At 63.8% G+C, this 26,460-nt stretch carries 17 protein-coding genes; 4 read left to right on the top strand and 13 right to left on the bottom strand.

Annotation, left to right across the window (positions count from 1 at the left end; genetic code table 11):
• Window positions 1-65: 65 nt before the first annotated feature.
• The gene (locus X751_RS142250; RefSeq protein WP_023745604.1) at window positions 66-713 is read left to right on the top strand and encodes a ThuA domain-containing protein; all 648 of its coding nucleotides are present in this window, start codon (window positions 66-68) and stop codon (window positions 711-713) included.
• Here the strand turns inward: X751_RS142250 and X751_RS142255 are convergent, their stop codons facing one another.
• The 5 genes from X751_RS142255 to X751_RS142285 all read right to left on the bottom strand — a co-directional run bounded on the left by X751_RS142255 (window position 714) and on the right by X751_RS142285 (window position 8,832).
• Window positions 714-2,045, bottom strand: coding sequence for an HlyD family type I secretion periplasmic adaptor subunit (locus X751_RS142255; RefSeq protein WP_245265815.1), 1,332 nt, complete (start codon window positions 2,043-2,045; stop codon window positions 714-716).
• Between the two features lie 14 nt (window positions 2,046-2,059).
• A complete protein-coding gene (locus tag X751_RS142260; RefSeq protein ID WP_023745602.1) occupies window positions 2,060-3,877 on the bottom strand; it encodes a type I secretion system permease/ATPase in 1,818 nt (605 codons plus the stop codon).
• Between the two features lie 76 nt (window positions 3,878-3,953).
• Window positions 3,954-5,411, bottom strand: coding sequence for a hypothetical protein (locus X751_RS142265; RefSeq protein WP_245265814.1), 1,458 nt, complete (start codon window positions 5,409-5,411; stop codon window positions 3,954-3,956).
• Window positions 5,412-5,428: 17 nt separating this feature from the next.
• Entirely contained in the window at window positions 5,429-5,875 is a 447-nt protein-coding gene (locus X751_RS1000000168040) for a DUF5801 repeats-in-toxin domain-containing protein (protein WP_156936403.1), read from the bottom strand.
• 2,432 nt (window positions 5,876-8,307) lie between these two features.
• Window positions 8,308-8,832 carry a response regulator transcription factor gene (locus X751_RS142285; RefSeq protein ID WP_245265818.1) on the bottom strand — a complete coding sequence of 175 codons (525 nt, stop codon included), beginning with the start codon at window positions 8,830-8,832 and terminating at the stop codon, window positions 8,308-8,310.
• A gap of 504 nt (window positions 8,833-9,336) precedes the next feature.
• Here X751_RS142285 and X751_RS142290 point away from each other — a divergent pair.
• The gene (locus tag X751_RS142290) at window positions 9,337-10,422 is read left to right on the top strand and encodes an OmpA family protein (protein WP_245265813.1); all 1,086 of its coding nucleotides are present in this window, start codon (window positions 9,337-9,339) and stop codon (window positions 10,420-10,422) included.
• 56 nt (window positions 10,423-10,478) lie between these two features.
• Window positions 10,479-11,723 (top strand): caspase domain-containing protein, encoded by a 1,245-nt coding sequence (locus X751_RS142295; RefSeq protein WP_023745595.1) that lies wholly within the window; start codon window positions 10,479-10,481, stop codon window positions 11,721-11,723.
• Window positions 11,724-11,781: 58 nt separating this feature from the next.
• Here the strand turns inward: X751_RS142295 and X751_RS142300 are convergent, their stop codons facing one another.
• Window positions 11,782-12,342, bottom strand: a complete 561-nt coding sequence (locus X751_RS142300) for a hypothetical protein (protein ID WP_023745594.1) — start codon at window positions 12,340-12,342, stop codon at window positions 11,782-11,784.
• Between the two features lie 229 nt (window positions 12,343-12,571).
• Between X751_RS142300 and X751_RS142305 the strand changes: the two genes are divergently transcribed.
• Window positions 12,572-13,108: an OmpA family protein gene (locus X751_RS142305; RefSeq protein ID WP_023745593.1), complete on the top strand. Its 537-nt coding sequence runs from the start codon at window positions 12,572-12,574 to the stop codon at window positions 13,106-13,108.
• 88 nt (window positions 13,109-13,196) lie between these two features.
• Here X751_RS142305 and X751_RS142310 read toward each other — a convergent pair whose 3' ends face one another.
• The 7 genes from X751_RS142310 to tssL all read right to left on the bottom strand — a co-directional run bounded on the left by X751_RS142310 (window position 13,197) and on the right by tssL (window position 26,268).
• Window positions 13,197-14,810, bottom strand: coding sequence for a caspase family protein (locus tag X751_RS142310; protein ID WP_245265812.1), 1,614 nt, complete (start codon window positions 14,808-14,810; stop codon window positions 13,197-13,199).
• 265 nt (window positions 14,811-15,075) lie between these two features.
• A complete protein-coding gene (locus X751_RS142315; RefSeq protein ID WP_023745591.1) occupies window positions 15,076-17,472 on the bottom strand; it encodes a M23 family metallopeptidase in 2,397 nt (798 codons plus the stop codon).
• On the bottom strand, window positions 17,469-17,930 hold the full coding sequence (locus X751_RS142320; protein WP_050592389.1) for a DUF1036 domain-containing protein: 462 nt from the start codon (window positions 17,928-17,930) through the stop codon (window positions 17,469-17,471). The genes X751_RS142315 and X751_RS142320 overlap by 4 nt, the downstream gene beginning before the upstream one ends.
• Before the next feature lie 11 nt (window positions 17,931-17,941).
• The gene (locus tag X751_RS142325; RefSeq protein WP_023745589.1) at window positions 17,942-20,311 is read right to left on the bottom strand and encodes a serine/threonine-protein kinase; all 2,370 of its coding nucleotides are present in this window, start codon (window positions 20,309-20,311) and stop codon (window positions 17,942-17,944) included.
• Window positions 20,308-21,066: a protein phosphatase 2C domain-containing protein gene (locus X751_RS142330; RefSeq protein ID WP_023699767.1), complete on the bottom strand. Its 759-nt coding sequence runs from the start codon at window positions 21,064-21,066 to the stop codon at window positions 20,308-20,310. The genes X751_RS142325 and X751_RS142330 overlap by 4 nt, the downstream gene beginning before the upstream one ends.
• Window positions 21,067-21,223: 157 nt before the next feature.
• Complete coding sequence (tssM, locus tag X751_RS142335; protein WP_023745588.1) at window positions 21,224-24,745, bottom strand: type VI secretion system membrane subunit TssM; 3,522 nt, start codon at window positions 24,743-24,745, stop codon at window positions 21,224-21,226.
• Window positions 24,742-26,268: a type VI secretion system protein TssL, long form gene (gene tssL, locus X751_RS142340; protein WP_023745587.1), complete on the bottom strand. Its 1,527-nt coding sequence runs from the start codon at window positions 26,266-26,268 to the stop codon at window positions 24,742-24,744. The genes tssM and tssL overlap by 4 nt, the downstream gene beginning before the upstream one ends.
• Window positions 26,269-26,460 lie beyond the last annotated feature (192 nt).

Raw genomic sequence — 26,460 nt, 5'->3', positions numbered from 1 at the left:
CATGGAAGGGAAGACAAAAGCGTTCCGCTTGCCTATCAATATTGCCGACCAAAGGAGAGACGAGCATGAGCAAGACGGCACTGATTTTCTGGGGCGGATGGGAAGGCCACACGCCGGCTCGCAGCGCCGCTGTCGTCAGCGAGATATTGACCGGGCATGGCTTCGAGGTGCGGACAGAAGAGGGCACATCGGCGCTTGCCGATCCGCAGCTCCCGGCCATCGATCTGATCGTGCCGGTGATCACCATGTCGACGATCGATAAACCGGAGCTGCAAAACCTCGCCGCCGCCGTCAGCGGCGGGACCGGCCTTGCCGGCTTCCACGGCACCATGGGCGACAGTTTTCGCAACGAGCCGAACTATCAGTTCATGACCGGCGGCCAATGGGTCGCGCACCCCGGCGACATCATCGACTACCGTGTCGACATCATCAGCGACGATCCGATCGTCAGGGGTATCGAGGGTTTCGCCTACCATTCCGAGCAGTATTACATGCATGTCGACCCGAGCAACGAGGTGCTGGCGACGACGACGTTCAGCGGTGAGCATCTCGACTTCATCGACGGCGTCGTCATGCCCGTGGTCTGGAAGCGCCGCTATGGCAAGGGCCGCGTCTTCTTCAGCGCGCTCGGCCACACCGCGGATGAGTTTTCCGTCCCGCAAATGCGCACCATCTTCGAGCGCGGCGTGCTGTGGGCCAGCAGAGCGGCCTGACTATTTTTCCCGCATTGCCCGGCGGAAGTTCTGCGTGATCGGCTCGGCGAGGTACGCAAGCACGGTGCGAGCACCCGTCCGGATCATCGCCTCGCTCGACATGCCGGGCAGCAGCTTGCGGCCTTCCAGCTTGGCGAGCTCGCTTTTGTCGATCAACACGGTCGCGGCGAAATACGGTGCCCCGCTGCGCTCGTCCACCATGCGGTCGGCCGACACGATCTCCACGACGCCATCGAGCGGCGGCAGGTTGTAGCGTGCGAAGGCCGGGAAGCTGACGCGCGCGGGCTGACCGGCGGTGATCGTCTCGACATCCTCTGGTTTGACCATGGCCTCGACCACGAGTTGTTGCCCGAGCGGTACGACTGTCATCAACGTCTCGCCGGGTTTCACGACACCGCCCGCGGTGTGGACCTTCAGATCCATGACGATGCCGTCAACCGGTGCGACGACATCGGTGCGGGTAAGCACGTCCCTGGCGGCGCGCTCCCCCTGTCTGAGGTCAAACAACTCCGCCTCGACCTTGGTCAACTCATCGACGGCCTCATTCAGCCGTACAGTGCCGAGGTTCAGGATTTGCATGTCGATCTCGGCCATGGCGCTTCTGGCACGAGCGATTGCGGCGATGTTGGTGGCGCGCTCGCCCTCGAGCTCCTGCTGTTGTCGTCTGAGCAACAGGTTCCGCTCGCGGGTGGTCAGCCCCTTTTTGAGTAGCCTCTCGAGGTCTTTGGTTTCCCCCTCGATCGCCTCGATCTGCTTGTCCTTGGTGACGATAAGCTGCTCCAGTCCCGTTATCTCTTCCTCGGTCTGCTGACGGCGCTGGCTGAGAATTTCCCGTTCGTCCTTCAGATTGTGGTGCTTCGCCGCGAACACGTCGCGCTGCGCGGCCACCGCGTCCCTTACGGCGGCGGCGGGGTTTGCAAGCAACGCCGGATCAAACGCAATCTCGGCCTTGTCGTCACGCTCGGCCCTCAGACGCGCGGCCAGCGCCTCTCGCGTGGCTATCCGGTTCTGGATCAGGTCAAGCTGCGCCTTTGCCTGTGTATCGTCGAGCCGGACGAGAACCTTGCCGGCCGTGACGATATCACCGTTGGCGGCGTTCAGTTCCGCGATGATGCCGCCCTCGAGGTGCTGGATGAGCTTGCGATCGCCGGCGACCTTGACAACGCCCGGCGCCACGGCGGCGCTGTCCAATGGCGCCAGCGCCGCCCAACCCCCGGCGACGCCGAAGAACAGGACCATGATCGCGAAACCGGTAGACGTCACGCCCGCAAGACGCAAGGGTACCGGTTCCAGCAGGGAGGGTGGTGGGAGGGGTAACGGCACGACGTTCATATCGGTTCTCGTTTTCATGCCTGGTTCGCCACGACAGTCGTGCCCAACGTACGCTTTGGAGAGGGACTTGCACCATTGCTGACGCCGATCACGGTGGTGGAGATCTCTGGCGCCGGGGCCGCCGGTATTTGATTGACCTGGCGGATGCGCGCGGCGAGTTCGTTGAAGACACGGTCGCGCGAACCGTAGAGATCTTGCTGGCCCCGGTTGAGAACCAATATCTTGTCAACTTTCTCCATGATGTTTGGTCGGTGCGCGATCAGGATAACGGTCGCGCCCGCCGCCTTGACCGCGCCAAGGGCTGCGATCAATGCGTCCTCACCGTCGCGGTCGAGGTTGGAATTGGGCTCGTCCAGGATAATGAGCGGCGGGTCGCCGTAGAGTGCCCGCGCCAGCCCGATGCGTTGGCGCTGCCCGCCTGACAGCACCGCGCCGGATTCGCCAATCTCGGTGGCATAACCCTTCGGCAGCCCCTTGATCAGTTCGTGAACGCCCGCCAACTGCGCGGCCTTGACCACGTTGTTGAAGACCGCCGGGTTGAGTGTCGCGAAGCGGCAGATGTTTTCGGAGACGGTGCCGGCGAAGAGTTCGATGTCCTGCGGCAGGTAACCGACATGGTGACCACGGTCCTCCGCCGCCCATTGTGCAACATCCATGCCGTCCAGCAAGGCACGCCCCCCGGATGGACGCCAGGCACCGGCCAGTATTCGCGCCAAACTTGTCTTGCCGGCCCCGCTCGGGCCGATCAACGCCATTGCTTCACCGGGCTTGAGCTGGAAGCTGATCCCTTTCAGGATAGGCTCGCCACCCTGGCGGCCAAGCACAAGGTTCTCGGCCTCGAACCTGCCTTTCGGCCGTGGCAGCGGCAGAACCGCTGTGACCTCCAGATGCTGTCCAGCGACTGCGGTGAGACGCCGGTAAGCGGCACGCGCTCCCACCGTCGCCTTCCATGTGCCGATCGCTTGCTCGACCGGGGACAATGCGCGCCCCATCAGGATCGAGGCGGCGATCATGATGCCAGGTGAAGCCTCGTTGCGAAGGACCAGATAGGCGCCAAGACCCAGTATCGCCATCTGCAGGGCCTGCCGGTGACAACGCGCGATGGCCGCGATGACGCCGCCACGATTGGCGGCAAGAACCTGTCCCTTGTTTGCCTCGTCCTGCTGCGCCTTCCAGCCCTCCATCAGTGGCTTCAACATGCCCATCGCCTGGACGACCTCGGCGTTGCGGATTGCCGCCTCAGCCTGCACGTATGCCTGCGACTGTGCGCTTGCGGCCTCGGTCAACGGCCTGCGTGTGATGTATTCGTTGAGCAACGCCAACGCGAACAGGACGATCCCGCCGCCCAGCGCCAACCAGCCAAGCCAGGGGTGCATGAAGAATATGGCGGCGAAAAACAGCGGTGCCCAAGGCGCGTCGAGGATCGGGAAGATGCTCGGGCTGGTGAAGAAATTGCGCACCTGATCCAGGTCGCGCAACGGACGGGCGTTGGCCTGACCGGGCGCCGAGGCGGCATATTCGACCGATGCCGTCAGGAGAACTGGTCCCAACCGCGCGTTCATCCACGATCCGACGGTAGCCAGAAGACGGCCGCGGACCACTTCCAGCCCCGCCATTGTCGCGAGTGCCGCCGCCGCCATCAGCGACAGCATCACCAACGTCTCCAGGCTGTGGCTGGACAACACGCGGTGATAGACCTGAAGCATATAAAACGCCCCGGTCAGCATCAGCACGTTGATGCCGCCGCTGAACCAGATAAGCGGCCGGATGGCGCGTCTGGCCTCTTTCATCACCACCTGCAGGGCAGGGCGCGGTTGTTTGGTTTTCTTCATTGAAACGACGTCCCCCATGCAACTGATCGCGGATGCTGATACGGGGGCGGCGCTGGCCGCCCCCGTCGGTCAGCTGTCAGGCGACGTCGACAAGTATGTGCTGCATGTCTGTCATATCCCCGTCCGCGTCCGCCACCTGGAAGGCGAAGTCGAGACTGGCTGATGGCGTCTCGGTCACGGTCGTGCTGAAGGCGATGTCCACGATCTTCAGCACGTCGTTGTCGGTGCCGTCGAAGTTCACCAGGCTGCTGGTCGCATTACTCCCGCCGGTCGCGCCGGTCGCCCTGTTCAGGTCTATCGCCGTGCCGTTGCCGGTGATCCCGTTACCCGACTGCATGATCTGGACACCTTGCAGCAAGTACTCTTCGCCGGCTGCGTTGTAGTCGTTCTGCTCGATGATCACGAGGCCGTCATTGTTGTCGAGCGTGAACTCTGAATTGTAGGGGGACGGGACCTGACCCATCTTGTAGATATCGCCGTTCGACACGTACATAGCCCGCGTGATCGAGGTGTCGTCCGCGGTGCCGAAGATGTTGTCGGCACCGTTGTCGGCCAGGTTGAGGATCAGCATCAGGTCCTCGCTGTTGCCGATGCCGTCGAACTTGATGGCCATGCTGCCGGCGAAGGCCGAGGTCTGCGGCGTTTGCAGCACCTCGGCTGCGATACCGACGTTGTTGTCGAAGAACCGCAACGTGAGCAGTTCGCCCTTCTGGATCGTGTCACCGGCCACACCGTTGGTGGTCTGCGTCGCAGACACCCAATCCTCGTGGTTGTTGGTGACCAGATCGCCGGGGTTCCACGCTTTGTCAGCGGGTGTCGCGTTCGGGCCGTCACTGTCGCCGGTCGTGTTAAGACCGAACCCGGTCTTGTTGGTGACCGAGTTCGCCGTGAACTGCACGAAGAAGTCTTCGTCAGCCGCCGTGTTCGGGTCATCCGCCTGCAACTTTTCCAATACGATCTGCGGGTGGCCTGTGTTGCCCGTGGGCTGCTTGGACAAGAGCTCACTGGTGTGGACAAGGTCGAAGCTGAAGCCTTCGAGCGGGTCGGTCAGGGTGATCGTATAAGTGTCCAAAACCTTGTCGAAGACGAGGGTGCCGCCCGCCGTGCCTGTCTGGACGTTATCCGCAGGGTCCTTGTCGTAGGTGAAGCTGAAGTTGAACGTCGCGGAGGTGTCGGTCTCCGTCGCGAGCGTAACGTTCGGCGTCAGGATACTACCACCGCCGCCGCCGGTGATCGTGCCGGTGAGCCCGATCTGGGTCCCCAACAGACCACCATCGGTATCGACAAAGTCGCTGATGCCCGCCAAATACTCTGCGGCCGTGTGCTTGTCCGTCATATCGTACCCGAAGTTCCCGCTGGCCGTCTGGCCTGCCGCGTTGCCCAGATGCTCGGGGGTTTGGATGCCCGCAGTAATGGGATCAGCGTCGAACGGTTTCGTGATCGTTGGGTCGGTGTCGTTGAAGGTCAGCGATAGCCCACCCGAGCTCGTGCTTTGCTGCGAGACGACGTCGGCATCGCCGTCCGTCACCGTCACCGTCGCCACCACGTTGATCAGGCCGNTGCGTAGCCCACATCCGTCGTGTAGCCATCGACCGCGCTTGCCGTGAAGGACGGCGGCGTGATCGTCACCTGGCCTTGCCCGCCAGCCCCGCTCGCCTCGACCACCTCGGCCGCGCCAACCGTCACCGGCGCCGTGATCTCAAGTGTCGGATCGGTGTCGTCGAAGGTCAGCGACAGCCCCGAACTCGTGCTTTGCTGCGAGACGACGTCGGCATCGCCGTCCGTCACCGTCACCGTCGCCACCACGTTGATCAGGCCGTTGAGGTCGAGCGTGTTGTCCTCGTTTGCGCCTTGCGGCGCGTTCGAGTGCTCAAGCGCAACCAGCGACGTCAGCGTCACCGTCGTGCCCGATAGCGTCACCGTGAACGCTGTCGCATCGAGCGAGGCATTGCCGTCGCTGTCGTACTTGCCCGAGATCTGGGTGGCCGAGTCGACCACCAGCGTGNAGCCCCGCTCGCCTCGGCCACCTCGACGGCGCCAACCACCGGCGCGGCCGTGATCTCGAGCGTCGGATCGGTGTCGTCGAAGGTCAGCGACAGCGCCGAGCTCGTGCTTTGCTGCGAGACGACGTCGGCATCGCCGTCCGTCACCGTCACCGTCGCCACCACGTTGATCAGAGTGCCGAGGTCGAGCGTGTTGTCCTCGTTTGCGCCTTGCGGCGCGTTCGAGTGCTCAAGCGCAACCAGCGACGTCAGCGTCACCGTCGTGCCCGAGANTGATCAGGCCGTTGAGGTCGAGCGTGTTGTCCTCGTTTGCGCCTTGCGGCGCGTTCGAGTGCTCAAGCGCAACCAGCGACGTCAGCGTCACCGTCGTGCCCGACAGCGTCACCGTGAACGCCGTCGCATCGAGCGAGGCATTGCCGTCGCTGTCGTACTTGCCCGAGATCTGGGTGGCCGAGTCGACCACCAGCGTGATCGCATGGTTGCCGTCCGTCGTCACCAGTCCGGTCGCCGCTGCGCCCGCCAGGGCGAGTGCGTAGCCCACATCCGTCGTGTAGCCATCGACCGCGCTTGCCGTGAAGGACGGCGGCGTGATCGTCACCTGGCCTTGCCCGCCAGCCCCGCTCGCCTCGGCNCGAGTCGACCACCAGCGTGATCGCATGGTTGCCGTCCGTCGTCCCCAGTCCGGTCGCCGCTGCGCCCGCCAGGGCGAGTGCGTAGCCCACATCCGTCGTGTAGCCATCGACCGCGCTTGCCGTGAAGGACGGCGGCGTGATCGTCACCTGGCTATGCCCGCCAGCCCCGCTCGCCTCGACCACCTCGGCCGCGCCAACTGTCACCGGCGCCGTGATCTCAAGTGTCGGCCCGTCGTCGTCGAAGTTGATGAAGGAGCCGACCTCTTCGGTATGGGCGTTGGTGCTCGTCGTCAAGAAATGGAATTCGGAGATGTCGCACCCTTCATTTGAATCGACACCCTTGACCGTCAACCGGTCCATCGGGCTGCCGGTGGTGACATCGACGGTGGTGGTGTTATCGAGCCCGGTGATGGTAACGGCGTTCCCGGTCCCGCTGAGCCCAGTGATGGTGACGTTGCCGCTGCCTGTGGCATAGGTGCCATCGGCGGTGATGAGGGACGCATACCCCGATGTCCCCGTCAACTTGATGCCGGTGATGTCCACGGGGTTGGTCGTGGTGCCGTCATAGAAATTTGTGCCTTGATCGTTGCCCGTATTGTTGAAGGCGCTGATTTGGACGTCCACACGATCATTCGGATTGGAAGGCGTTACCTGGCTGATCGTGAACCCGGCCTGCGTGATGGTCTCGATATGGCTGCCGTACTGGATTTGCGCGGCACTGCCCGCGGCCAGAGTACCGCCGGTCACAAAATCGACCTGCAGTGTTTCGTTCGGATTGATGCTCTGGTTGCCGACGCCGAAGCCCTGGGTACTGACGTTGGCGGTGCCACCGTTCAAACCGATCACCAGAAGCTGCTTGGAAGCGTCATTGGCCGAATTGATCAGGTAGAAATCATTGTTGCCGGGCGCGGCCGCCGAGCCCAGGAAACTAGCCACGGAGGTCCCGGTGACCGAGGCGAACACCATGTCGGTCAGATCGATGCGGTCGTCCGGGTCGGTCGCGTCCGGATGGAGCAACGGCACATACTGGACCAGGTACAAATCCGCATTGGTGGCGCTCGTGGGATCCAGCCCGAACGAGAAGGCGAGCGCCCCGCCCTCATCGGGCTCGTCTGTCGGGTCGGAGGTACCAATGACGCCGATCACGACGTTTGGATCGGTTGAGTCCTGGAACAGCCAGACATAATTGCCGTCGACCGTCTGAATACCGCTGTTTACGCCGTCGGTGGTGGAAAACGGAGTCCCAGAGGCGCTCTGTGTGAGAACGAGCCCGGTGATGGTTTCCCCTGCGCTCGCTGTGGCATGCACGAAGTCGCCCTGGGAGGCGACCTCCAGCGCGGTGCCGAGAGTCAGGAGATATTGCAGCGTGGTGTTGGTGTTGCCAACCGGCTCAATATCGTCGTCCGTATGACCGATGCTTTCGTCGATGATGATGTCTTGAGCTGTGATGTCGAGTGACATGGAGATTCTCCCCTTTTTCAATACATCGAGAAAAGGGTATTCACCCCCCACCCGATGCCGGATGCACCTACCCCAGGGCATCCGCTGACGCGCAGAATTGCGGCCTTTTATCCTCCATTGTGCCGCTGACGCCGAGCACGCGTCCATTCGCGGTTCGATAGTGTTATGGTGAATGCCCCTACCTGATCGAACGATATACATCCTTCGATAGACCGGGCCGCGACAGGCGCTCGCGGGCAACCGTGTTGGTTTGGTGGATGGATCGATATGCCGTGGGTTTCCGGCCTGTTGCCGGTATCCTGTCGACGCAGTGCCAGCTGACCGAAGGGAGGGATCAAAGCCCGCTTTTGTGGCCTGGTCCCAGATGGTCGGCGCCGTCGCCAAAAGTCGCCCAGGCGAGTTCGGCCCTGCTGCCGAGGCGCAGCTTCTCGTAGACGTGATGCAGGTGCATCTTCACCGTGCCTTCGGATACATGCAGCCGCTGCGCGATGATCTTGTTGCGCAGGCCGCGTGAAACAAGGCCGGCGACTTCCGTCTCGCGTCCGGTAAGCTTCGGCGCGGGGTTAGGCAGCGGTCTTGGCGTCAGCATATGCTGAAGGATGTGGTTGTCGACCCACTTTCGGCCGGCTGCCACCGCATTGACGCATTCGACAAGGTAACCGTGGCTGACGCCGTCCATCAGCAGGCCGTCGGCATCGAGCCCGGGGATTTCGTTGAAGTCGAATCCGCCGTTTGGCTGCAGGATGTAGATGATGCCCAGAGGGCTGCTGGTGGCTCTCAGCCTTGCGGAAAGACCGGCTGCCTGCCGGTCCGCAGCATCCAACCCAATGATGACAAGATCAGGCCGGTGGCGCTCCACCAAGGGGAGAACCTCAATCGTGTGGTGGCATTCTGCGACAACGCTATGTCCCGCCTTACGCAAAACCCACTCAAGACCGGCGAGATAGACCCCCCGCGGGTCCGCTACAACCAGGGCAGACATGTGAACACCGTCCGTAAAAAACGCAACGAACTTTGTTTAATATGTCAAGAAACCAGAGCTTCGGTCGATTGTCAAGGAGTTGCTAATATTGTAGTATATTCAAGGCTATGAATGGCATTTTTTCTGCGTTCGACAGGCCCGCCGAAGCGCTCGTGATCACGCAAGGCGCCTCTGGATTTGACGCCTGTTAAGCTGCCAGTGATGACGGATTTTTGAGCTGTCTTCTCCCCTTGGGCAGACAGGCGGAGCTACTCGCAAAGTCAAATCATATGTTCTATGCTCGCTGGCATCACTGCGTTCGACAGCCGTGATCGGAACTGAGGTCTGTTGTCCTGAGGCGGGGCATCAATGTTCGAGGTCGGCGGATTTTTTCGGCAACGAATGCCGTTCTCAAAGGGCCGGCGCATCGTCGGCGCCCTTGCTCTCGTCGCCGCTGTATTCGGGCTGTTGCTGCTCGCACCGGAAGTGGCGAACGCGCAGCTGAACTGGACGCTCGATCCGGCGAATTCGACACTCACCTATCAATCGGTGAAGAAGAACACCATTGTCGAAACCAACAAGATCAGGAACCTCTCGGGCACGCTGACATCGGATGGCGCCGCCAAGGTCACGTTCGACCTCAACTCGGTCGACACCGGCATAGACCTTCGCAATGTCCGCATGCGCTTCCTGTTCTTCGAAACCTTCAAATTCCCGACGGCGGAAGTGACGGCGAAAGTCGATCCCGCCGCTTTTGCCGATCTCGCCACCAAACGGCGCATGAGCGCGCATATCCCGTTTCGCCTGAGCCTGCACGGCGTCGACAAGGACCTTGAGGCCAATGTCGTGGTCACCATGATCACCGACAGCATGGTGTCGATCGCCTCGGAGGCGCCGGTCGCCGTGCATGTCGAGGATTTCGGCCTGTTGCCCAACATCGAAAAACTCCAGCAGGCGGCCAATGTCAGCAGCATCGTCCCGACGGCTTCGGTGTCGTTCGACTTCGTCTTCACCGCTGATGGGGCCAAGCCGGCGGCGGCGCCTGCCGTCGCGGCCGCAGCCCCAGCCGATGCCGGGCCGGTCGCCACAGATGCAGGCAAGACGTCCTTCAGCGACGATGAATGCCTGAACAGGTTCGAGGTGCTGTCGCGCACCGGCGCCGTCTATTTTCGCCCAGCCAGCGCTCGGCTCGATGAAAAGAGCCGCCCACTGCTGGCCGAGGTGGTCGGCGTCGTCGGCAAATGTCCGAAACTGAAGGTCGAGGTTTCGGGCCATACCGATTCCGACGGGTCGCCGACGGCCAACAAGAACCTGTCGGAACGGCGCGCCAAGGCGGTCGCCGACGCGATCATCGCTGCGGGCATTCCATCGGCGCAGATCACGGCTTCCGGCTATGGCGAGGAAAAGCCGGTGGCGCCGAACGATACGCCGAAGAACAAGGCGCTGAACCGGCGGATCGAGTTCTCCGCCACGCCGCTCGCCAACTGAGCCGGTCCTTAACTGAAAAGGCCCGTCAACCGAAAAGGAATCCGGTGCGTTTGGACATGATTGCAAGTTGCGGCAACTTCATGCGCGGCATCGGCCTCGCGGTGCTGGCGCTTGCGTTGACCATGACCATTACCATGACCGCGGCCAGTGCCGAACGCCGCATCGCCCTGGTGCTCGGCAATTCCCATTACCGGAACGCGCCGGTGCTGCCCAATCCGGTGAACGATGCGCAGGCAATGTCCGATCGCCTGAAGGGGCTGGGCTTCGAAATCGTCTCCGGCCTCGATCTCACCAAGGCGCAGACGCAGGAAAAGATCGCGCAATTCGCCAGGCAGGTGCGTGGCGCCGATATCGCGCTGTTCTTCTATGCCGGTCATGGCCTGCAGGTCTCGGGCAGGAATTACCTGCTGCCTGTCGATGCGGCGCTGGAGGACGAGGCCTCGCTCGACTTCGAAGCCGTGCAGGTGGATTTCATCCTGCGGCAGATGTCGCGCGAGACCAGCATCAGGCTGGTGTTCCTCGACGCCTGCCGCGACAACCCGCTCGCCGATGTGCTTGCCAAGGAGACTGGCGGCGACAGCACGGCAAGCAGCGGCCTTGCCGAAATACCGATCGAGAATGGCGGCGCCGGCACGCTGGTCGCCTTCGCTGCCAGTCCCAACCAGCTCGCCTATGACGGACCGGGCGAGCACTCGCCATTTTCGGCGGCGCTGCTTGCCCATATCGGCGAGGTCAACGTCTCGATCACCGAGGCGATGAACCGGGTTACGTCGGATGTGTTCAAGGCCACAGCCGGACGCCAGCGGCCCTGGATCAACGTTTCGCTGACCACCGATGTCGTGCTTCACAAGGTCGATCTCAAGGCGCCGCTGATCGTCGGCGATTCCGGCGCGGCTGCGCCCGAAGGCGATACGCAGGCGCGCACCGGCGCGGCCGCCAATCCGCCGGGTGCGGACGCCGGCGAGCAGGCGCTGGAACAGCTGCGTGAGGAAATTCCGAAGCTGGGCTCGGACGCGCCAGTCCTTTTCGACGTTCCGGTCAATTTTGGAGACCCGGCGATCGACGGCAAGAGCATCGCCCAGCTCATCCAGGGAAAGCCGCACTTCAGTCCCGTCGAGGGCCTGGAAAAATCCGTCTGGGACAACCAGTGCAGCAACTGTCATCAATGGACCGAGGAGCGGCTGTGCGACCAGGCCAAGACCTACGTCACCAATGACGTCTCGGTGTTGCGCCTGCAACACCCGCTGGGCACGCGCTTCAAGGTGGCGCTCGGCAAATGGGCGCAAAACGGCTGCAAATGAGGCCGCCAACAATGGGTTGGATCAGATTTCAATGAAATCTCATCACGATCCAGAGCAATCAGGCTCGGCGCAGCGCCTCGGTTTCGGCCAGATGGATGCCCATTTCGACAAAGGCGGTGAGCACGGAGAAGCGGTCCGCCACCGCAACCCGCGCCAGTCCGGCCAGTATGCCGGTATTGACGGCATGCGCAGCCGGCAGCGGCCGCAGCCCCGACCCGTTCTGCGCAGCCAGGCCGCTGATATGCCGTTGCGCCGCGAGCGCGATCCAGCCGGCAGGCGTGTGCTGCTGCGTCATCGCCGCCCCGGCGACAGCCTCCCGGCGGGTTGCATTGTTGGGGTCGCCGACCCAGTCCTGGATCAGTGCCAGCGTTGCGAGATCCTGCTCTTCGAGCAGTTCGGTCAGATGCCCAAGGCACTCGTGGCCCCACCAGATTGCGGCCCGGTCAGGCAGGAGATAGGCGCAAAAGGTAATCGCTTCCTCGGGGATGCGCCCGGCCATCAGCCGGCGGCAGAACTCGAGCGAGGGTTGGTCGGTCGGAACGGCCGTCATGTCCCGGGCGACAGCCGTGTTCGCGGCGAAGAGATCGCGTGCGGTCTGGAATCGAAGCCCGTTGGCCATCGCTGCTGTTGTCCTCCCCCAGGCCTCACTCAACCCGCCTGCGAGGCGCGGGTCAAGTCTGTCGACCACCACATGTCCATGACGTTGTTCACAGACAAACGCCTCACGGTTTGGTATATTCCACAGCCGACCGTGATCTCGACAGATCATTGTCGAACAGGAAGAGTTGGCCCGGATCCATGGATCGGGCCTGAGTGAAAATCGGATGCTCGAAACGGGAGTAACCGTTATGCAGCGGCACATTTCAGTCTTGGCATTGGCGACCGTGCTTTTCTCGACTCACGTCTATGCCGACCCACTTCAGAAATCGGAAGACATTGTGAAGTTCTTTGCCGGCGCGATCGATCACGGCGCGGCACGCGGGATCTGCGTCGGCACCGAGGACGAGTGCAAGAGCAAGACCGGCCAGAAAGACAAGCCGCCGGAGAAGACCGGCCTCGACATGCTGATCAATTTCGGCCTGGATTCGTCCGAGCTCGACGCCAAGGCGCGCAGCGAACTCGACGAGTTCGCCAAGGCGCTGAAGGACGATCGGCTGAGCAAGCTGTCCTTCGTCGTCGAAGGCTATACCGACGCATCCGGCTCGGCGACCTACAATGAGGGGCTGTCGCAGCGCAGGGCGCAATCGGTCACCGCCTTCCTCGAATCCAACGGCATCGAATCCACCCGCATCAAGGCGGTCGGTCTCGGCGAGGCCAATCCACGCAATCCCGATCCCTACGATCCCGTCAACCGGCGGGTCGAGATGCGGATCAAGGCGCAGTAGCTTCGCCGGCTGCGTCTTCCGGCCGTCGTCAAACACAACGCCGCGCGTCCAACGGACACGCGGCGTTTTTATTGTTTGACATGATCGATCAGTTCTTGAGCACGCCGCCGACCGCTACGCCGGTGCCGAAGATCAGCGCCTTGGTCAGGAAATCATTATTGTCCCGCGGCGGCGGCTCATCCTCGCGCACGACCTCGCGGTTGCGCCTTTTCTGCACGAACTGCTGTTGTCGGCGCGGCTTCTGGGCGTACTGCTTCTTGCGTGGCTTTTCCGCCACCGGCTTCAGCGTGCGGGCCTTCTGCACCACCTGTTTTTTCGGCTTGTCCACGCCGGCCTGGTCGGCCTCATGCTTGGCACGCACGGCCTCCATCATCGGATCCGTCTGGATAACCAGGAACGCCAGTTGCTCGCGCGTCAGGAAAGTGGTCGGAGGCAGCCCGTTCCCCTCTTGCCAGTCGCCGATCGCTTGCCGGGTCTTGGCGCCGATATTGCCGTCGACGCGGCCAAGCTCGTTGCCCAGCGCCTCGACGCGCAATTGCAGGTCGATGCGGCCCTGGCGATCGAGACCGATCGCGTTCTCCGTCGCCTCGGTGCCCAGCACCTTCTTCATGTCGTCCGAAATGCCTACCGAGGTGCGCACGGCAGAACCCGAGTTCGCTTCTTCGGCAGCAAGCGCGGCGACTTCCCGTTCCTGGGCTTTCGGATCGTTCAGCGCATCGATGTTGAGCCGCGCCACCGTGGCGAAGCGGCCATTCGGGAACTGTTCGAGATAGGCTTCGTAGAATGGCGCGGTGTTGCGCTTCGAGGCCTCGTCCCAAAGCCGCTGCTCGACTTCCCACGAAGGCGGTTCGCTGGTGACGGGGGCAGGGGCGGGCGCTGTCGCGGCGTTCGCGTCATCGGCGGCCGGTCTTACCATCGGCGCGGCTTGGGCGGCCGGTTTGCCAAGGAAGACCTCGCGGCCCAGCGATGCGTTGTGCCATGGCCGCTGGCGGCCTTGCGTGGTCTCGGCCACTTCGCCGCGCACCCGCGTCAGCGCGCTCTGGATCTCGACGCCGGGTTCGGTCAGGTGCCTGGCGAGCGCGGTCGAGTAGGGGCTGTCGACGCCGTTGCCGTCAAAGGCGATGGCGCCCGGGTCGGTGGCATAGGCAATCAGGATGCCGCCGGTGCCGACGCCCTCTGATTTAGGGTCGATCGGCGCCAGGCCGGTGCCCAGCGCGGTGGAGCGGGTCTTCGGCATCGCGGCCGCCAGTGTGCGTGCCAGCGGATTGTCGCGGCAGGCATCGAGGATGATGACGCCGACCGCCGGGTCGGGTGGCAATGCGGCCATGAAGTCGTCGATCTGGACGGTGCGGGTCTTGAGATAGGCAGGTGACGTCAGTTGGGCGTCGACCGGGATCAAAAAGTTCTTGCCGTCCACCTGCATGCCGTGGCCGGCATAGAAAATGACGGCGAGGTCGGCATCGTAGGACTGCTCGGTGAATTTGCTGATCAGGCTGTGCATGCCGGCATTGTCCTGGTCGACGCCCTCGATCACCTCGAAGCCGGCATTGCGCAGCGTCGATGCGATGAGATGCGCGTCATTGGCCGGATTGGGCAATTCGACGGCATGGACGTATTTGCTGTTGCCGATGACCAGCGCGACGCGTTTGACGCCACCGGCATCCGGCGCCGCCGCCTGGACGGTGCCAAGCGCGGTCAGCATTAACAGAAAAAATCCGCTCAAAAGAACGGCAAACGCTTTCATGGGATCGGCCCTCCGCCCCAATGGGGCGCGTTATTGATGGCTGCGCATGCTAAATTTCACCAGCGACTGTATCGCTTCTGCCAAAATGGCTGTTGGGCGTATGTGATCCCAGCCACAGTTTTGGTTCACAAGGACCCAAAAACCTTCCCAAATATCCGCAAACATACCATTCGCCGGCCTCAGAACCAATCGGCTTGGCGAAAGCCGGGGCGAACTGCCAGCTCTAGCCCGGCTCAAGAGTATTTTGGATCGAGCCGACCAGTGCCGTTATCGCCTGCTTGTATTTTTCGAACTCCGGCGATGTCTGGCGGACTTCCGTCGTCGTCTGCTGGCCCGCATCGGTGGTGGTGGGCGTCGGCAATTTGCGGCCCATCTTCCGTTCCGCCCAGTCGACGACGTAGCTGGCGGTCTTGCCGGCAAGAAACGGGTTGGCCTGGATAACGGACGAGCCGAGCACGGCGCTCAACTGCGCCGATCCCGGCGACGCCAGCACCTGATGGGCGCCTTCCATACCGAGGAAATGGCAGAGATAGAGCCGGCCGGCGGTGATCTGGTGGCCACGCGCCTTGAGATAGGCTTCGCCCTCGCGCGCCAGATTGCGCACCATCTCACGCGAGATGGTGGCGTCGTAGCGCAAAGCGAGCAGGTCTGCGGTCGACAGCGAGCGCGCCAGTTCGGGACGATAGGTGTTCATCATCCGGATCCAGGTCTTGGATATGAACTGGCCGGCGCCTGTCGCCGAAGACAGCGGGTTCTTGGCCCGCGCGCTACCGCCCGATTCGACGTGGACGATACGGTCGGTCAGGGTTTCGACGGCGGGATCGCTGGAAGTGACGGCGATTGCAGCGGTCACTGTTCCGAGCGGATCGATCGCCTGACCGCTTTGATAGAGTTCGAAATGCAAATGTGGCCCGGTCGACAGGCCGGTGGTGCCGATATAGCCGATGATGTCGCCGGCCTTCACCTTGGTGCCGACACCGCTGGCAATGGCGAATTTCGACATATGCGCGTAGCGCGTCTCGCGGCCGCCGCCATGGGCGATCTTGACCACATTGCCGTAGCCGCCGCCGTCGCCCTGGAAGATGATCTCGCCGTCGAAGGCTGCGGCGATCGGGGTCCCCACGGGTGCTGCCCAGTCGACGCCTTTGTGGATGCGAACAACGCCCAGGATCGGATGCTTGCGTGGCCCGAAGGTCGACGTCATGACACCGTTGACCGGCGTCACCATGCCGTTGGCCACCGTCAGCGAGCGCACCTGGTCGTCGCCCGAGACGCAGGAAAACTGGCCGTCGCTCTGCTGGAAAACGAAACAATCCAAGCTCTTTTGCGTGCCTTGGATACCGACATAGAGTACCCGTCCGTCGGTCTCGTTCTTGCCGCGCGGCGTCTGCGAATAGATCAGCACAAGACGCTGGTCCTCGCTGGCGAAAGCATCCAGATCCTGTCCCCGCGACAGATACATGATGGCTTCGCCGATGATGCCGCTCGGCACATTGTTGCGGGCCGCCGTCGAATAGATCGCGTCGAGCAGGCGGTATTGCCGTTTCTGCGTGCCTTCGGTCTCGGCGCCCGAATAATTGAACAGGTCCTCGCGCACCCACGGGTCGACGCCCGACACGAAGGCGCCGGCCGCGTTGCGTGTCAGCGTGCCGACAAAGACGTTCCTGGCGTAGATCGAGACCTGCATCAGCGACATCGTCGTGGTCTCGCGCGTCGGCCTGAAGCCGCGCATCGCCACGACATAGCCAGGCTGCAGGCCGTCCTTGTCGAACAGCGCCTTCAGCCCCTCGCCGGCAAGCTTTGCGTCGTCGGCGGAAAAATGCGCATCGAGCGCCACGCTGTCCAGGCTGCGGTCGTTGAGGATTTTCACGAAAATGTCCTGGGTCGCCTCGAAGCGCTGGTATTCCGAGCTGACGGTGGCAACGCTGGTGTTGTTTTCGACCGGTGTCTTCTGAAAGGCGGGGAGTGCTGCTTCGCCCTCATCGATGGTCTCGCCCCAGCCGGCCTCGGGGTCATCGGCCGCCGCCGATGCACCCGGAGCGACCTGCGGGTCAGGAGCTGGGCCGGAGGCCGCCGGAGCCCCGTCCGCGCCGGGCGATGGTTGAAGATCGTTCTGCAGGTCATTCTGCGGATCGCTGGGTTCGGCGGGTGGCGCGACCGCGGTCTTCCGCTGCGCCTGAAAGAAAGCGAAATCCTCTTGCGTCGAGGGGATCGTCGTCATGAATTTTTCGCTGGCGCTCAGCATCACGTCGGAGAGAACCATGATCTGAGGGGAGATGCCGGCCTGGTCGAGCTCCGCCGGGCGCGGCATCCCGCGGCTCTTGGCAGCGCCCGCCTCCGGCGCCAGTGTGATCCACATCGGGTCGCCGGCAAGGTCGATGATGGCCGGCACGTAGACCGATGCGTCGGCCGGCACGTCGTCCGAGCCTTCGACGGCGTGCAGTTCCTCGTCTTCGTCGCCGAACGACCAGTAGTCGGCGGTAAGATAAAAGCCGGTGGCAATCGCGGCGAGGACGATTGTCGCCAGGCCAGCCGCCAGCCCGAGCCAGATCCTGCGCCTGCGCAGCGCGGCGCGCGCCTGCTTCTTTGCCTTGAAGCTGGTGTCGATGCTGTGCGTCACGGCGCGCTTCCGGTCAGGAAGAAGGTCCAGCGCACCTGTTCCTGGGTGTCGACTTCGAGAAACTTCGCCGCGATATGGCCGCGCTGCCAGCATTCATCGATGCCGCGGATCGAGAACCGCCGCCGCTCGATGCACATGTCGGTGGAGCCTGCCAGAATGGCGTGGCCGAACACATCCGTCGCGTAGATGTAGATGTAGCGGTTGGTCAGCTCCTCGCGGATGACGTTGACGCATTGATTGGCGCCGATGGTCCACCAGCCATCGGTCTGGTCGGCATCGTCGACCTTCTGGCCGACGGCAAGATTGACGACGTCGAGCGTCTGGTTGCAGACGGTGAATTCGGCGCGCGCTTGCCCGGTGGAAAGAATTGCCAGCAACAGCGCCGCGACCGCGCTCGCGGCGAGCTTCACCCGCACGTTCCGGGCAAGCAGGACGGGATCTCGGCGACGACGTTGCATCGGCGTCGGTGCTAGCCGCCGAGGCGGAAATATTTGGCGGTCGCCGAAAATGCCGAACTCCTGGCGCCGATCTCGTCGAGGATCCTGGGCAACAGCACCGAGGCCGGCGTCGGCGTTGTGAAGTCCGCCGCCTTTATGTCCTGCGGCCCGGTGATCACCATGATGATCTGCGGCAACGCCTTGCCTGCCGCCTTGTCGGCGGCGCCGAGCCCGATCGGGATCGAGAAGGTCGCCTTGTCGGCTTGTACGACAACATGATCGTCGAGGTTGAACGCGATGCCCCTGTGGTCGATCAGGAACACGCTCGACACCAGCCCGCCATGCGTCATCAGCGTGCCGTCGATCGGCGAGCCGTCCGGCACCGATGTCTGGTCGAGGACAAGCTGCGGCCTGTCGGCCGTGCTCGCGCCCATGAAACGCAGGAAGCCGGTGATCCCGCATTGCGAGGGCTGGATAAGGCGGACGCTGATATCCGGCTCGACATGGAACTTCGCCTGGAATTCCCCAAGCAACTGTTCGAAGGGTGGCACCGACGTGCCGAAGCCCTCGATCGCGACACCCTTGTCGGCGGCCGACGTCACCGTCGCAAAAAAACAATCACCACCATTGAAGGCGCGTACCCAGGTGACCCGCTCCGCGGCCGCATCGGCCGGTGGCGGCACCTCCGGCTTGGGCACGTTCATGGCAATGTCGGGCTCTGCCGGCTTGTCGGCCTGCTCACCGCTGGCGATATCGGGCTGGCTCGGCTTAGGCTCCGCGGTCGGTTCAGGCGCCCGCGCCTTGGGCTCGGGCGCTTGAGCGGTGGGTTCCAGCGTCGGTGCTGTGGGTTTGGGGGCCTCGGCCGTCGGTTCAGGTGTTTGCGTGGCTGGCGCTGTCGCCTTGGGCTCTACCGGCGGACTGACAGGCTCGGGGTTCTTCGCGGCATCGGGCTTCGACGGGCCGGATGGCGGTTGCAGCGCAACGGTCTTGTCGGTTGGTTCGGCCGGCTGCGGGGCCGTAGCGCTCGACGCGACTGGCGGCGTCGGCTGCGGCTCGACCGGCGCTTTGGCCTGATCTTCAGCCGCAGTCTCCGCTGGTTGCGGCTTTGGCACCGTCTTCTCGACCGGCGGAGTGGCCGGAGCGGGCTTGTCAGCGACGATCGGCTTTGTCAGTTCGGGTTGGAGCGGCTTGCCGGTGTCGGTGACGCGAGGCCGGTCTCCGAATCCCACGATACCCGATGCATAGAGCCCTCCAAGCGATACCATGACCACCGCCGCCAGCACCGCGATCGTCAGATTTCTGCCTGTAGTAGCACGCTTCGGCGGTGTGCTTGCTCGCTTGGGAGTTTCAGCAGCCGGTTTCGGCTGCGACAGGTGCGCCGGGCGCACGTGCGGCACGAAAGACGGCTCCGCCGTGCCGCTTGGCGGGGCCGAACCGAAGCCTTGGGCCGGCGAGTCCCCGATCTTCGAGACAGGCCCTGCGGTCTGCCCGGTTCGCGGCAGACCGGGCCGGGGCGCGAGCGATGCCGGCGGCAAGGTCGCCTCGCTGTCGTCGCGCGTCAACCGGGCGATTTCGGCCATGCTGGCCGGTCGATCATCCGGGTCAGGCTGCAGCATCGCTTCGACGATGTCCCTGAAATCGGCATCGATGCCGGAGAGATCAGGGACGGTCCGCCGTTTTTCGACGATCTCGTATTGCGAGCCGCCCATGTCGATCGGCTTGCCGCGCAGCGCCGCCGCCAGCACCAGCCCCAGGCTGTAGATGTCGGACTGTTCGCTGACCTCGCCGCCATAGAGCCCGAGCTGCTCGGGAGAAACATAGTTGTATTTTCCGGCGAACTTGCCGCCGATCAGCGTCTCGCCACCGACCGCGGCCGATCGCGCAATGCCGAAATCGATGATTTTTGCCCGCTCGACCCGGCCTCCCGGCAGGATGATGTTGTCGGGCGAAAGATCGCGGTGGATGGCGCCGGCCTGGTGCACGGCGCTCAGGCCCGAGGCCAGCCGGTGGCACAGTTTGCGCACATCCGGAGTCGCCATCGCCCCGCCGCGCATGATGTCGTAGAGCGACTGGCCGTCGACGAATTCCATCGCCAGATAGGGCCGCCCGATGCCGGGATCTATGGTGAAGACGTGGTAGCGCACGACCGCGTCATGCGACAGATGGTTGAGGATCGAGGCTTCCTTGCGAAACAGCGACAGGATCGTCTGATCGCGGGCGAATTCCGGCAGCACGATCTTGATCGCGACATGATCGCCGGTCTGGATGTTGTGGCCGCGATAGACTTCGCCCATGCCGCCCGACGCGATGCGTTCGTCGAGCTCGTAGATGCCGCTGAGCTGCGTGCCGACGCTGGTATCCGCCATGTTGGGCAATAGCCGGGTCTTGTCGTCGGAGCTCATCGGTCGTGGCCTCCTGCTCGGGACAGGCCATTGCCTTTGTCTCTGATCTTGACCAGAACGATGGTGACGTTGTCGGTGCCGCCGCGCTCAAGCACCATGGAAAGCAGCTTTTCGCAGGCAGCCTGCGGCGCTGCCGAGAGCACTGCTGCCGCAATTTCCGCGTCGCTGACATGCGCCGTCAGCCCGTCCGTGCTGAGGATGAAGATGTCGCCGGCAAGGGTCTCTCCCTGCTGGAAGTCTATGGCGATTTCGTCGTTGACGCCGATGGCGCGGGTGATGACGTTGCGGCGCGGCCAGTTCTCCGCTTCGGCTGCGCTGATCGCGCCGCTGTCGAGCAGTTCCTGCACCTCGGTGTGGTCGCGCGAAATCTGCGAGATCGCGGCGTTGCGCACGAGATAGACGCGGCTGTCGCCCGACCACAGGCAGGCGAACCTGCCGTCCATGGCCAGCAGTGCGGCAACGGTGGAGCCGATGGTCACGCCGCGTGAGCGCGAAATCCGGCGAATCTCGGCATGCGCCCGGTTCAGCCGATCCTCAAAGCGGGCGCGCAGATCCGGCGCCGAACTGGCGATGCCGATCGTCGCCAGATGCTCGACAATGCTTGCCGAAGCGACTTCTCCGGCCTCGTGCCCGCCCATGCCGTCGGCCACCACCCAGAGGCCGATCCGCGGCTCGACCAGAAAGCTGTCCTCATTGTGGTCGCGCACGCAGCCCTTGTGGCTCACGCCGTAGCTCTCAAAGGCGGCATCGTTCACTTGCCTACGCTCCGCGACGCCTTGGCTGACGTGCCTGGCCAGTCTGCCACAGCCCCATTCATTAGAGTATCGAAATCTAAGCCGCTGATGACGGACGGTGTGGTGCCGCCGCTGTCTCTGCGTCCTGCAATCTTTGGTCCTGCCATGCAATTCCCCATCAGAAAGCCTTCGGACAGCTGAACGCGGAGAGCGCCGGCAGCGTGAACGGATTACCGTCCTTCCCGGTCTTGATCGTGTAGGCGACATCGCGCCCGCCGATGAGGAAATGCGCTTCGAGACTGTCGCCATTGGCGGTGACCTGCCCCTTGTCCAGCAATCGTTTCAACGCCCAGGGACCGTCGAACTTGATTGCGGACTCGCGGCCGGGCAGCTCCGGCGTCAGGCTGAGACTGGCCGAACCGGTCTTGCCCGGCCACGGAATCAGGCCCGGCGTGTTGCCGGCTTGGGTGGCCTGCAGCACCTGGCCGTCGATATTGAGCAGCGCCATGTCGGCATCGCCATGCAGCGACAGCGGCGTGAAGGTGATGTTGATCGACGGCACCGGCCCGCCGAGCGGAAAGAAAGCCGCGCGGATTTGTGCCGCGAGCTGAAAGTTCTTCAGCGTCGATTTCGCCAGATTGCGGCCGAACCTGGTGTCCTGTTTCCAGTCCCAGTCCTGGCCGCTCATGTCGACCAGCGACGCCAGGTTCTGCGCGAAAAACCGGTCGAGAACCCCGCCCGGAGAAAACAATCTGGCAAAATCCGCCATGGCGACATCGTCGGTGCCGGCGGGGGCGAATGGAAAGCGCCCGGCAATCACCTCTTCGCACGGACGGCCGACGGTCTCCTCCAGCATCTCGTTGAGACGCGTGGTCGATGTTTCGGCGACGGTGCCCTCGAAATCGTCCGCCGCCGCGCTCACCATCCTGGCCAGCGCCTTCGGCAGCCGCGAAGCATTGGCGCGCAACGTCGAGATCTGCAGCTGCAGATTGGCGTTGGCCTGGTCCGTCTGGGCGGGGACATCGGCGGCCAGCCGCACGCTCTGATAGATTTCGCGGAAATTCTGGGTGAGGGCGTCGAGCGGCCGCTGCCCCGGCGCCCCGGCCACCAAAGCCTGGAAAGACCGGAACTGGGCTTCGATGTTGGCGCCGGGATCCTGGTTCTGCGTACTGACAAAGGCGGTCCCGGCCCTGCTCTGCGATTTGCGCGCTGCAAGCTCGATGCCGATGCGGGCGAGGCCCTTGGCGCGTGCCGCGATTTCCTGGCCGCTGTCTTGAGACGGCGCAGCCGGATTGCGCTCTTGCGTCAAAGCTGTTTCGCGCGCGATCGCCTCGAACAGCTGCATCAGCGGCGAACTCGGTGATCCCGCTGCGGACAGCGCCAGATATTGCGGTTTGTCGGCGGCCATTGCCTTGAACTTCAACCTGTCGAGCACCTCGTTCCACGCCGCCGCAAAGCCCTTGCCATAGCGATCGAGCAGCTCCGGGCCGAGCTTGAGCAATTCCTGGTCGAAACCGCCTTGCTCGCCGCTCGAGCCGATCACCCATTGATCGTCGACCAGCGCCTGCGCGCTCCTGGCAAGTTGCGCCAGATAGAAGTCGAAGCCGGCATGGGTGTAGAGACCGGGGACGCGAAGGCCGGCGAGATCGTTTCCGTCATTGCGCTCGAACAGCATCGGCGCCTCCGCGCCGGCTTGCGATGACACCGAAAAATCGTCCAGCGCCGCCGCATAGGTGGCCGACTGGATGAGCGCGGTGGCGCGATCGGCAAGGCTCATGCGGCCGAGCGAGCGCTGGGCGGATTCGACCAGCGCGCGGTTGAGTTCGAACGAGGGATCCTGGTCATCGTCGAGCGCCAGCATGGCGCGCAAATGCTTCTCCAGTTGCGCCCGGCCGTCGCGATTGTGGGCGCCGGGATAGCGGTTCTGTTCCCAGTCCCGCTTCAGCCAGGTGACGACCAGCTCGTCATCCACTTTCGGCGCCTTGCCGCCCAGCATCAGGTAAATCTTCAACGGCTCGTACAGCGCCATCGGATCGGCCATCCTGGCCTCGATCGTGCGTTCGAGCTGGAACAGCAGGCGCGAGCGGAACATCCGCTCCAGCCCCTGCCGGTAGGCGGTCTCGGAGGCCGAAAGGATACGCTCACGCTGGCTGAGGCCGAACGTCGCCGTGGCCGGGGTGGGCTGGTCTCTCGTATCGTAGCCGGCCGGCAGGCCGCGCAGCGCATCGAGCGCGCCGATGACGGTTTCGAGGTCGGCATCCAACACCGTCGTGCTGGCCAGCAGCGGCGCGGCTGTCGCGCGGTATTGGCCTGCCGCCTGGCCGGTCGCGGCGACCAGCGATTTGTTGGTCGTAAAGCTCAGGCCGAGAACGCCAAGCGCGGCGATCGCTATGGCCGCGATCGCTGTCAGGCCGGCGTAGCGGGCGATCGCAACGCGCCTGTCGGCCGCCCTGTCATAGGACACCCAGCCGGACTCGGCGAAAATGACGCGGCTCAACAGATCGTGCAGGAAGAAGCTTTTGCCGGTGCCGGAAAGATGCGCCTGGGCATTCCTGCCGAAACTGCGGCCTATGCTGCCCAGCAACTGGTCGATCGGCGTGCCTTCCTGCGTGCCGGAAGAAAAATACAGGCCGCGCAGGGGGGCGTTCAGCTGCTTGCGCGTCGGCTCGAAAACGCCCTCGAGGAAATTCACGATCCGGCCTTTCAGCGCACCGAGCTGCGCGGCGAAGCCGAAAATGGCGATGCGCGCGACCGGATCGGTCTCCGCCTGCAGCCGCTCGCTCATCTCTTCGGTCAGGCGCTTCACCAGCGCGTCGAATTCGGCTGGCGCTTCCGCGACCATGTTCAGGCCGCGCTCGGCGGTCTGGAAGGTCGCGCCCCACACCTTGCGCCGGCGTGCTTCGTCGAAACCGCCGAAATATTCCATGAATCCGGAGACCAGGTCGGCCTTGGTGAACAGCACATAGACGGGAAAGCGGACCTTCAGGACCTCGTGGATTTCCTGCAGGCGGCTGCGGATCTCGGCGACGCGGGCCGCCTGCTCGCTGTCCGCCATCAGATCGGAAAGGCTGATCGCCAGGATGACGCCATTGATCGGCTGGCGCGTCCGGTGCCGCTTGAGCAGCGACAGGAACGCCAGCCAGCTTTTGCTGTCGGTCGGTGCATGGGAATCCTGCGTCGTGTAGCGCCCGGCCGTGTCGATCAGCACCGCCTCGTCGGTGAACCACCAGTCGCAATTGCGCGTGCCGCCGACGCCTGCCACCGGCTGCGCCTGGCCCGACCCGGCAAGCGGAAAGTTCAGGCCGGAATTGACCAGCGCGGTGGTCTTGCCGGCGCCCGGCGGGCCGATGACGATGTACCAGGGCACGTCGTAGAGGAAGTTGCGCTTGCCGCTCGATTGCCTGAGCGTCGCGACCGCTTCGTTCATGCGAGCTTCCAGCACCTTTGCATCGCTGCCGTCATCCTCGGCGCTGGCCATGGCGGCCTCCAGCGCCTTCTGCGCCTTGCGCCTGCGCCAGAACCGGGTTGCATAGATGATCGCCACCGTTCCGACGACGATGCCGATGATCGCTGCCCGCAGCCAGATGGGATCCAACGGCCGGGCGCCGGCAAAGCGGATTAACGGGCCGGCGTACCAGACCGCGGCTGCAAAGCCGGCGAGCGCGAGCGCGCTGAAGATGCGCAGCAGCCAGCCGGTCACAGCATCTCCTCCCGCGGGATCATTACATCGACACGGCGGTTTTTGGCGCGGCCCTCCGGCGTTGCATTGTCGGCGATGGGCTCGTCCTCGCCCTTGCCCTCGACCTTTGTCCGCGACGGATCGCTGAAATGCGCTGCGATCATCTTTTCCACCGACTGGGCACGTGCGACGGAGAGGTCGAAATTCGATTTGAAGGCGCTGGTCTTCTTCGGTTTGACATTGTCGGTGTGGCCGACGATCCGGATCGGCCCGCGCTCCGCATCGAGAGCCGCCGCGATGCTGGCGGCCACCGGCTCGAACTCCGGTTTGACCTCGGCTCGTCCCGACTGGAACAGCAGGGCGTTGCTGATTTCCACGATGATGAAATCACCCTTGGTGCCGACGCTGACGCCGCCGCCTTCGATCTCCTTGGCCAAGGCAGTGCGGATGCGATCGACCTGCGCAATCGTCGTTGGCGCTGCGACGACTTTCACCTCCTCGGTCAGCGGCACGAAACCGGTGCGCTCAATGGTGACCGGCGTCGCCGGATTGAGCGCCAGCAACTCGCCGGCAACAGCCTCGCCATCATTGGTGATGAGCACGCGCAGCGTGAAAAAGGCTGCGGTCAAAACTGCCGCGGTTGCAGCGGCTATGGCCCAGAGCGGAACCCGCCTGGAGCCTTGCGCCGATGTGACCGACAAGCCTTGCCAGCGCGGCGAGATGTCGTCATCACCGAGGACGCGGAAATAGGCTGATGTCTCGTAGACGTCGCGGCGGACCCGTTCGAGGCTCTCGCGCGGCTGGCCGCGATACTGGCCTTCGAAGCCAAGCGACAGGCAGACATGCATCAGCTCGATGAGATTGCGATGAGGTTCCGGCGTCGCCAGCACCGTGTTCAGCGCCTGGAAAAAACCGGCGCCGGTGGGTTTGACCTGGAAGAAGCGCTGCAGCATGGCGTGCTGCGCCCACGCATCCCGGCTGGAACCGGGCAGATTGGCGACGATATCGTCGGCGGTTTCGCAAAGCACATAGCTGGCGATGCGCGCATCCTCTTCCGAGGTATCGGTCCTGGCGATCTTGCGGTCGAAATCCTCGATCAGGCCGGCGACATGCTGCGCCAGCGGCTCGGCCGGTCTTTCGACAGCCATCAGCCGCAGATGCCCAAGCAGTATCAGCAAGGGCGCCGCAGCAGCGACGATCGGGTTGGCCGCGCCATAATCGACGGCATCGCTGGCGCCGAGCAGCGCATCCCATGGCGTTTTCCCCGCCGTCCCGGCTGAGCCGTGAACGGGCGGATCGGCCGGCGCGTTGGCGAAGGGCGTTCCCTGATAGATCACCGTCCCCGTGACGTCGGACGGCGGCTGGCGGCCGGCGTTGGGATCGAAAACCGTGGGTTCCGGGACGCTGGCAGGGGCGATCACCGTACTGCCGGGGGCCGGCGCATCGCGGGCGAGAACCGTCTTTTGCTTGCGGCCGGGATTGGGGCGGCTGGGGCGGATGACGGTTTTGCCGGTCGGATCGAAAGGATCATCCTTCGAGCTCATCGCCGATCCCTGCCTCTACGCCCGCGCGCCGCGACGCACAGCGCCATGTCCGCGCAAACGCGGACCGCAGGACGCTATCTCGCCGTGACATGACATGTGCCGCAGACCCCCGAGGTCGACCAACCGTACCCGCGTGCTCAATCGTCGTATGTGATCGTAGTCTCAGAAGGTTGCGATGGAAACCCGGCGCAA

Source organism: Mesorhizobium sp. LNJC394B00 (assembly GCF_000502555.1).
Taxonomy (GTDB): domain Bacteria; phylum Pseudomonadota; class Alphaproteobacteria; order Rhizobiales; family Rhizobiaceae; genus Mesorhizobium.
This window is presented reverse-complemented; position numbering and strand designations above follow the sequence as displayed.

Bases quoted from the DNA above. Each gene is read 5' to 3' on its own strand.
- tssL (WP_023745587.1), bottom strand. From the start codon at position 26,268: ATGAGCTCGAAGGATGATCCTTTCGATCCGACCGGCAAAACCGTCATC.
- X751_RS142325 (WP_023745589.1), bottom strand. From the start codon at position 20,311: ATGAGCTCCGACGACAAGACCCGGCTATTGCCCAACATGGCGGATACC.
- X751_RS142310 (WP_245265812.1), bottom strand. From the start codon at position 14,810: ATGCTGACCGCGCTTGGCACCGTCCAGGCGGCGGCGCCGGATGCCGGT.
- X751_RS142260 (WP_023745602.1), bottom strand. From the start codon at position 3,877: ATGAAGAAAACCAAACAACCGCGCCCTGCCCTGCAGGTGGTGATGAAA.
- X751_RS142290 (WP_245265813.1), top strand. From the start codon at position 9,337: ATGCCGTTCTCAAAGGGCCGGCGCATCGTCGGCGCCCTTGCTCTCGTC.
- X751_RS142255 (WP_245265815.1), bottom strand. From the start codon at position 2,045: ATGAACGTCGTGCCGTTACCCCTCCCACCACCCTCCCTGCTGGAACCG.
- X751_RS142300 (WP_023745594.1), bottom strand. From the start codon at position 12,342: ATGGCCAACGGGCTTCGATTCCAGACCGCACGCGATCTCTTCGCCGCG.
- X751_RS142320 (WP_050592389.1), bottom strand. From the start codon at position 17,930: ATGCAACGTCGTCGCCGAGATCCCGTCCTGCTTGCCCGGAACGTGCGG.
- X751_RS142305 (WP_023745593.1), top strand. From the start codon at position 12,572: ATGCAGCGGCACATTTCAGTCTTGGCATTGGCGACCGTGCTTTTCTCG.
- X751_RS142250 (WP_023745604.1), top strand. From the start codon at position 66: ATGAGCAAGACGGCACTGATTTTCTGGGGCGGATGGGAAGGCCACACG.
- X751_RS142295 (WP_023745595.1), top strand. From the start codon at position 10,479: ATGATTGCAAGTTGCGGCAACTTCATGCGCGGCATCGGCCTCGCGGTG.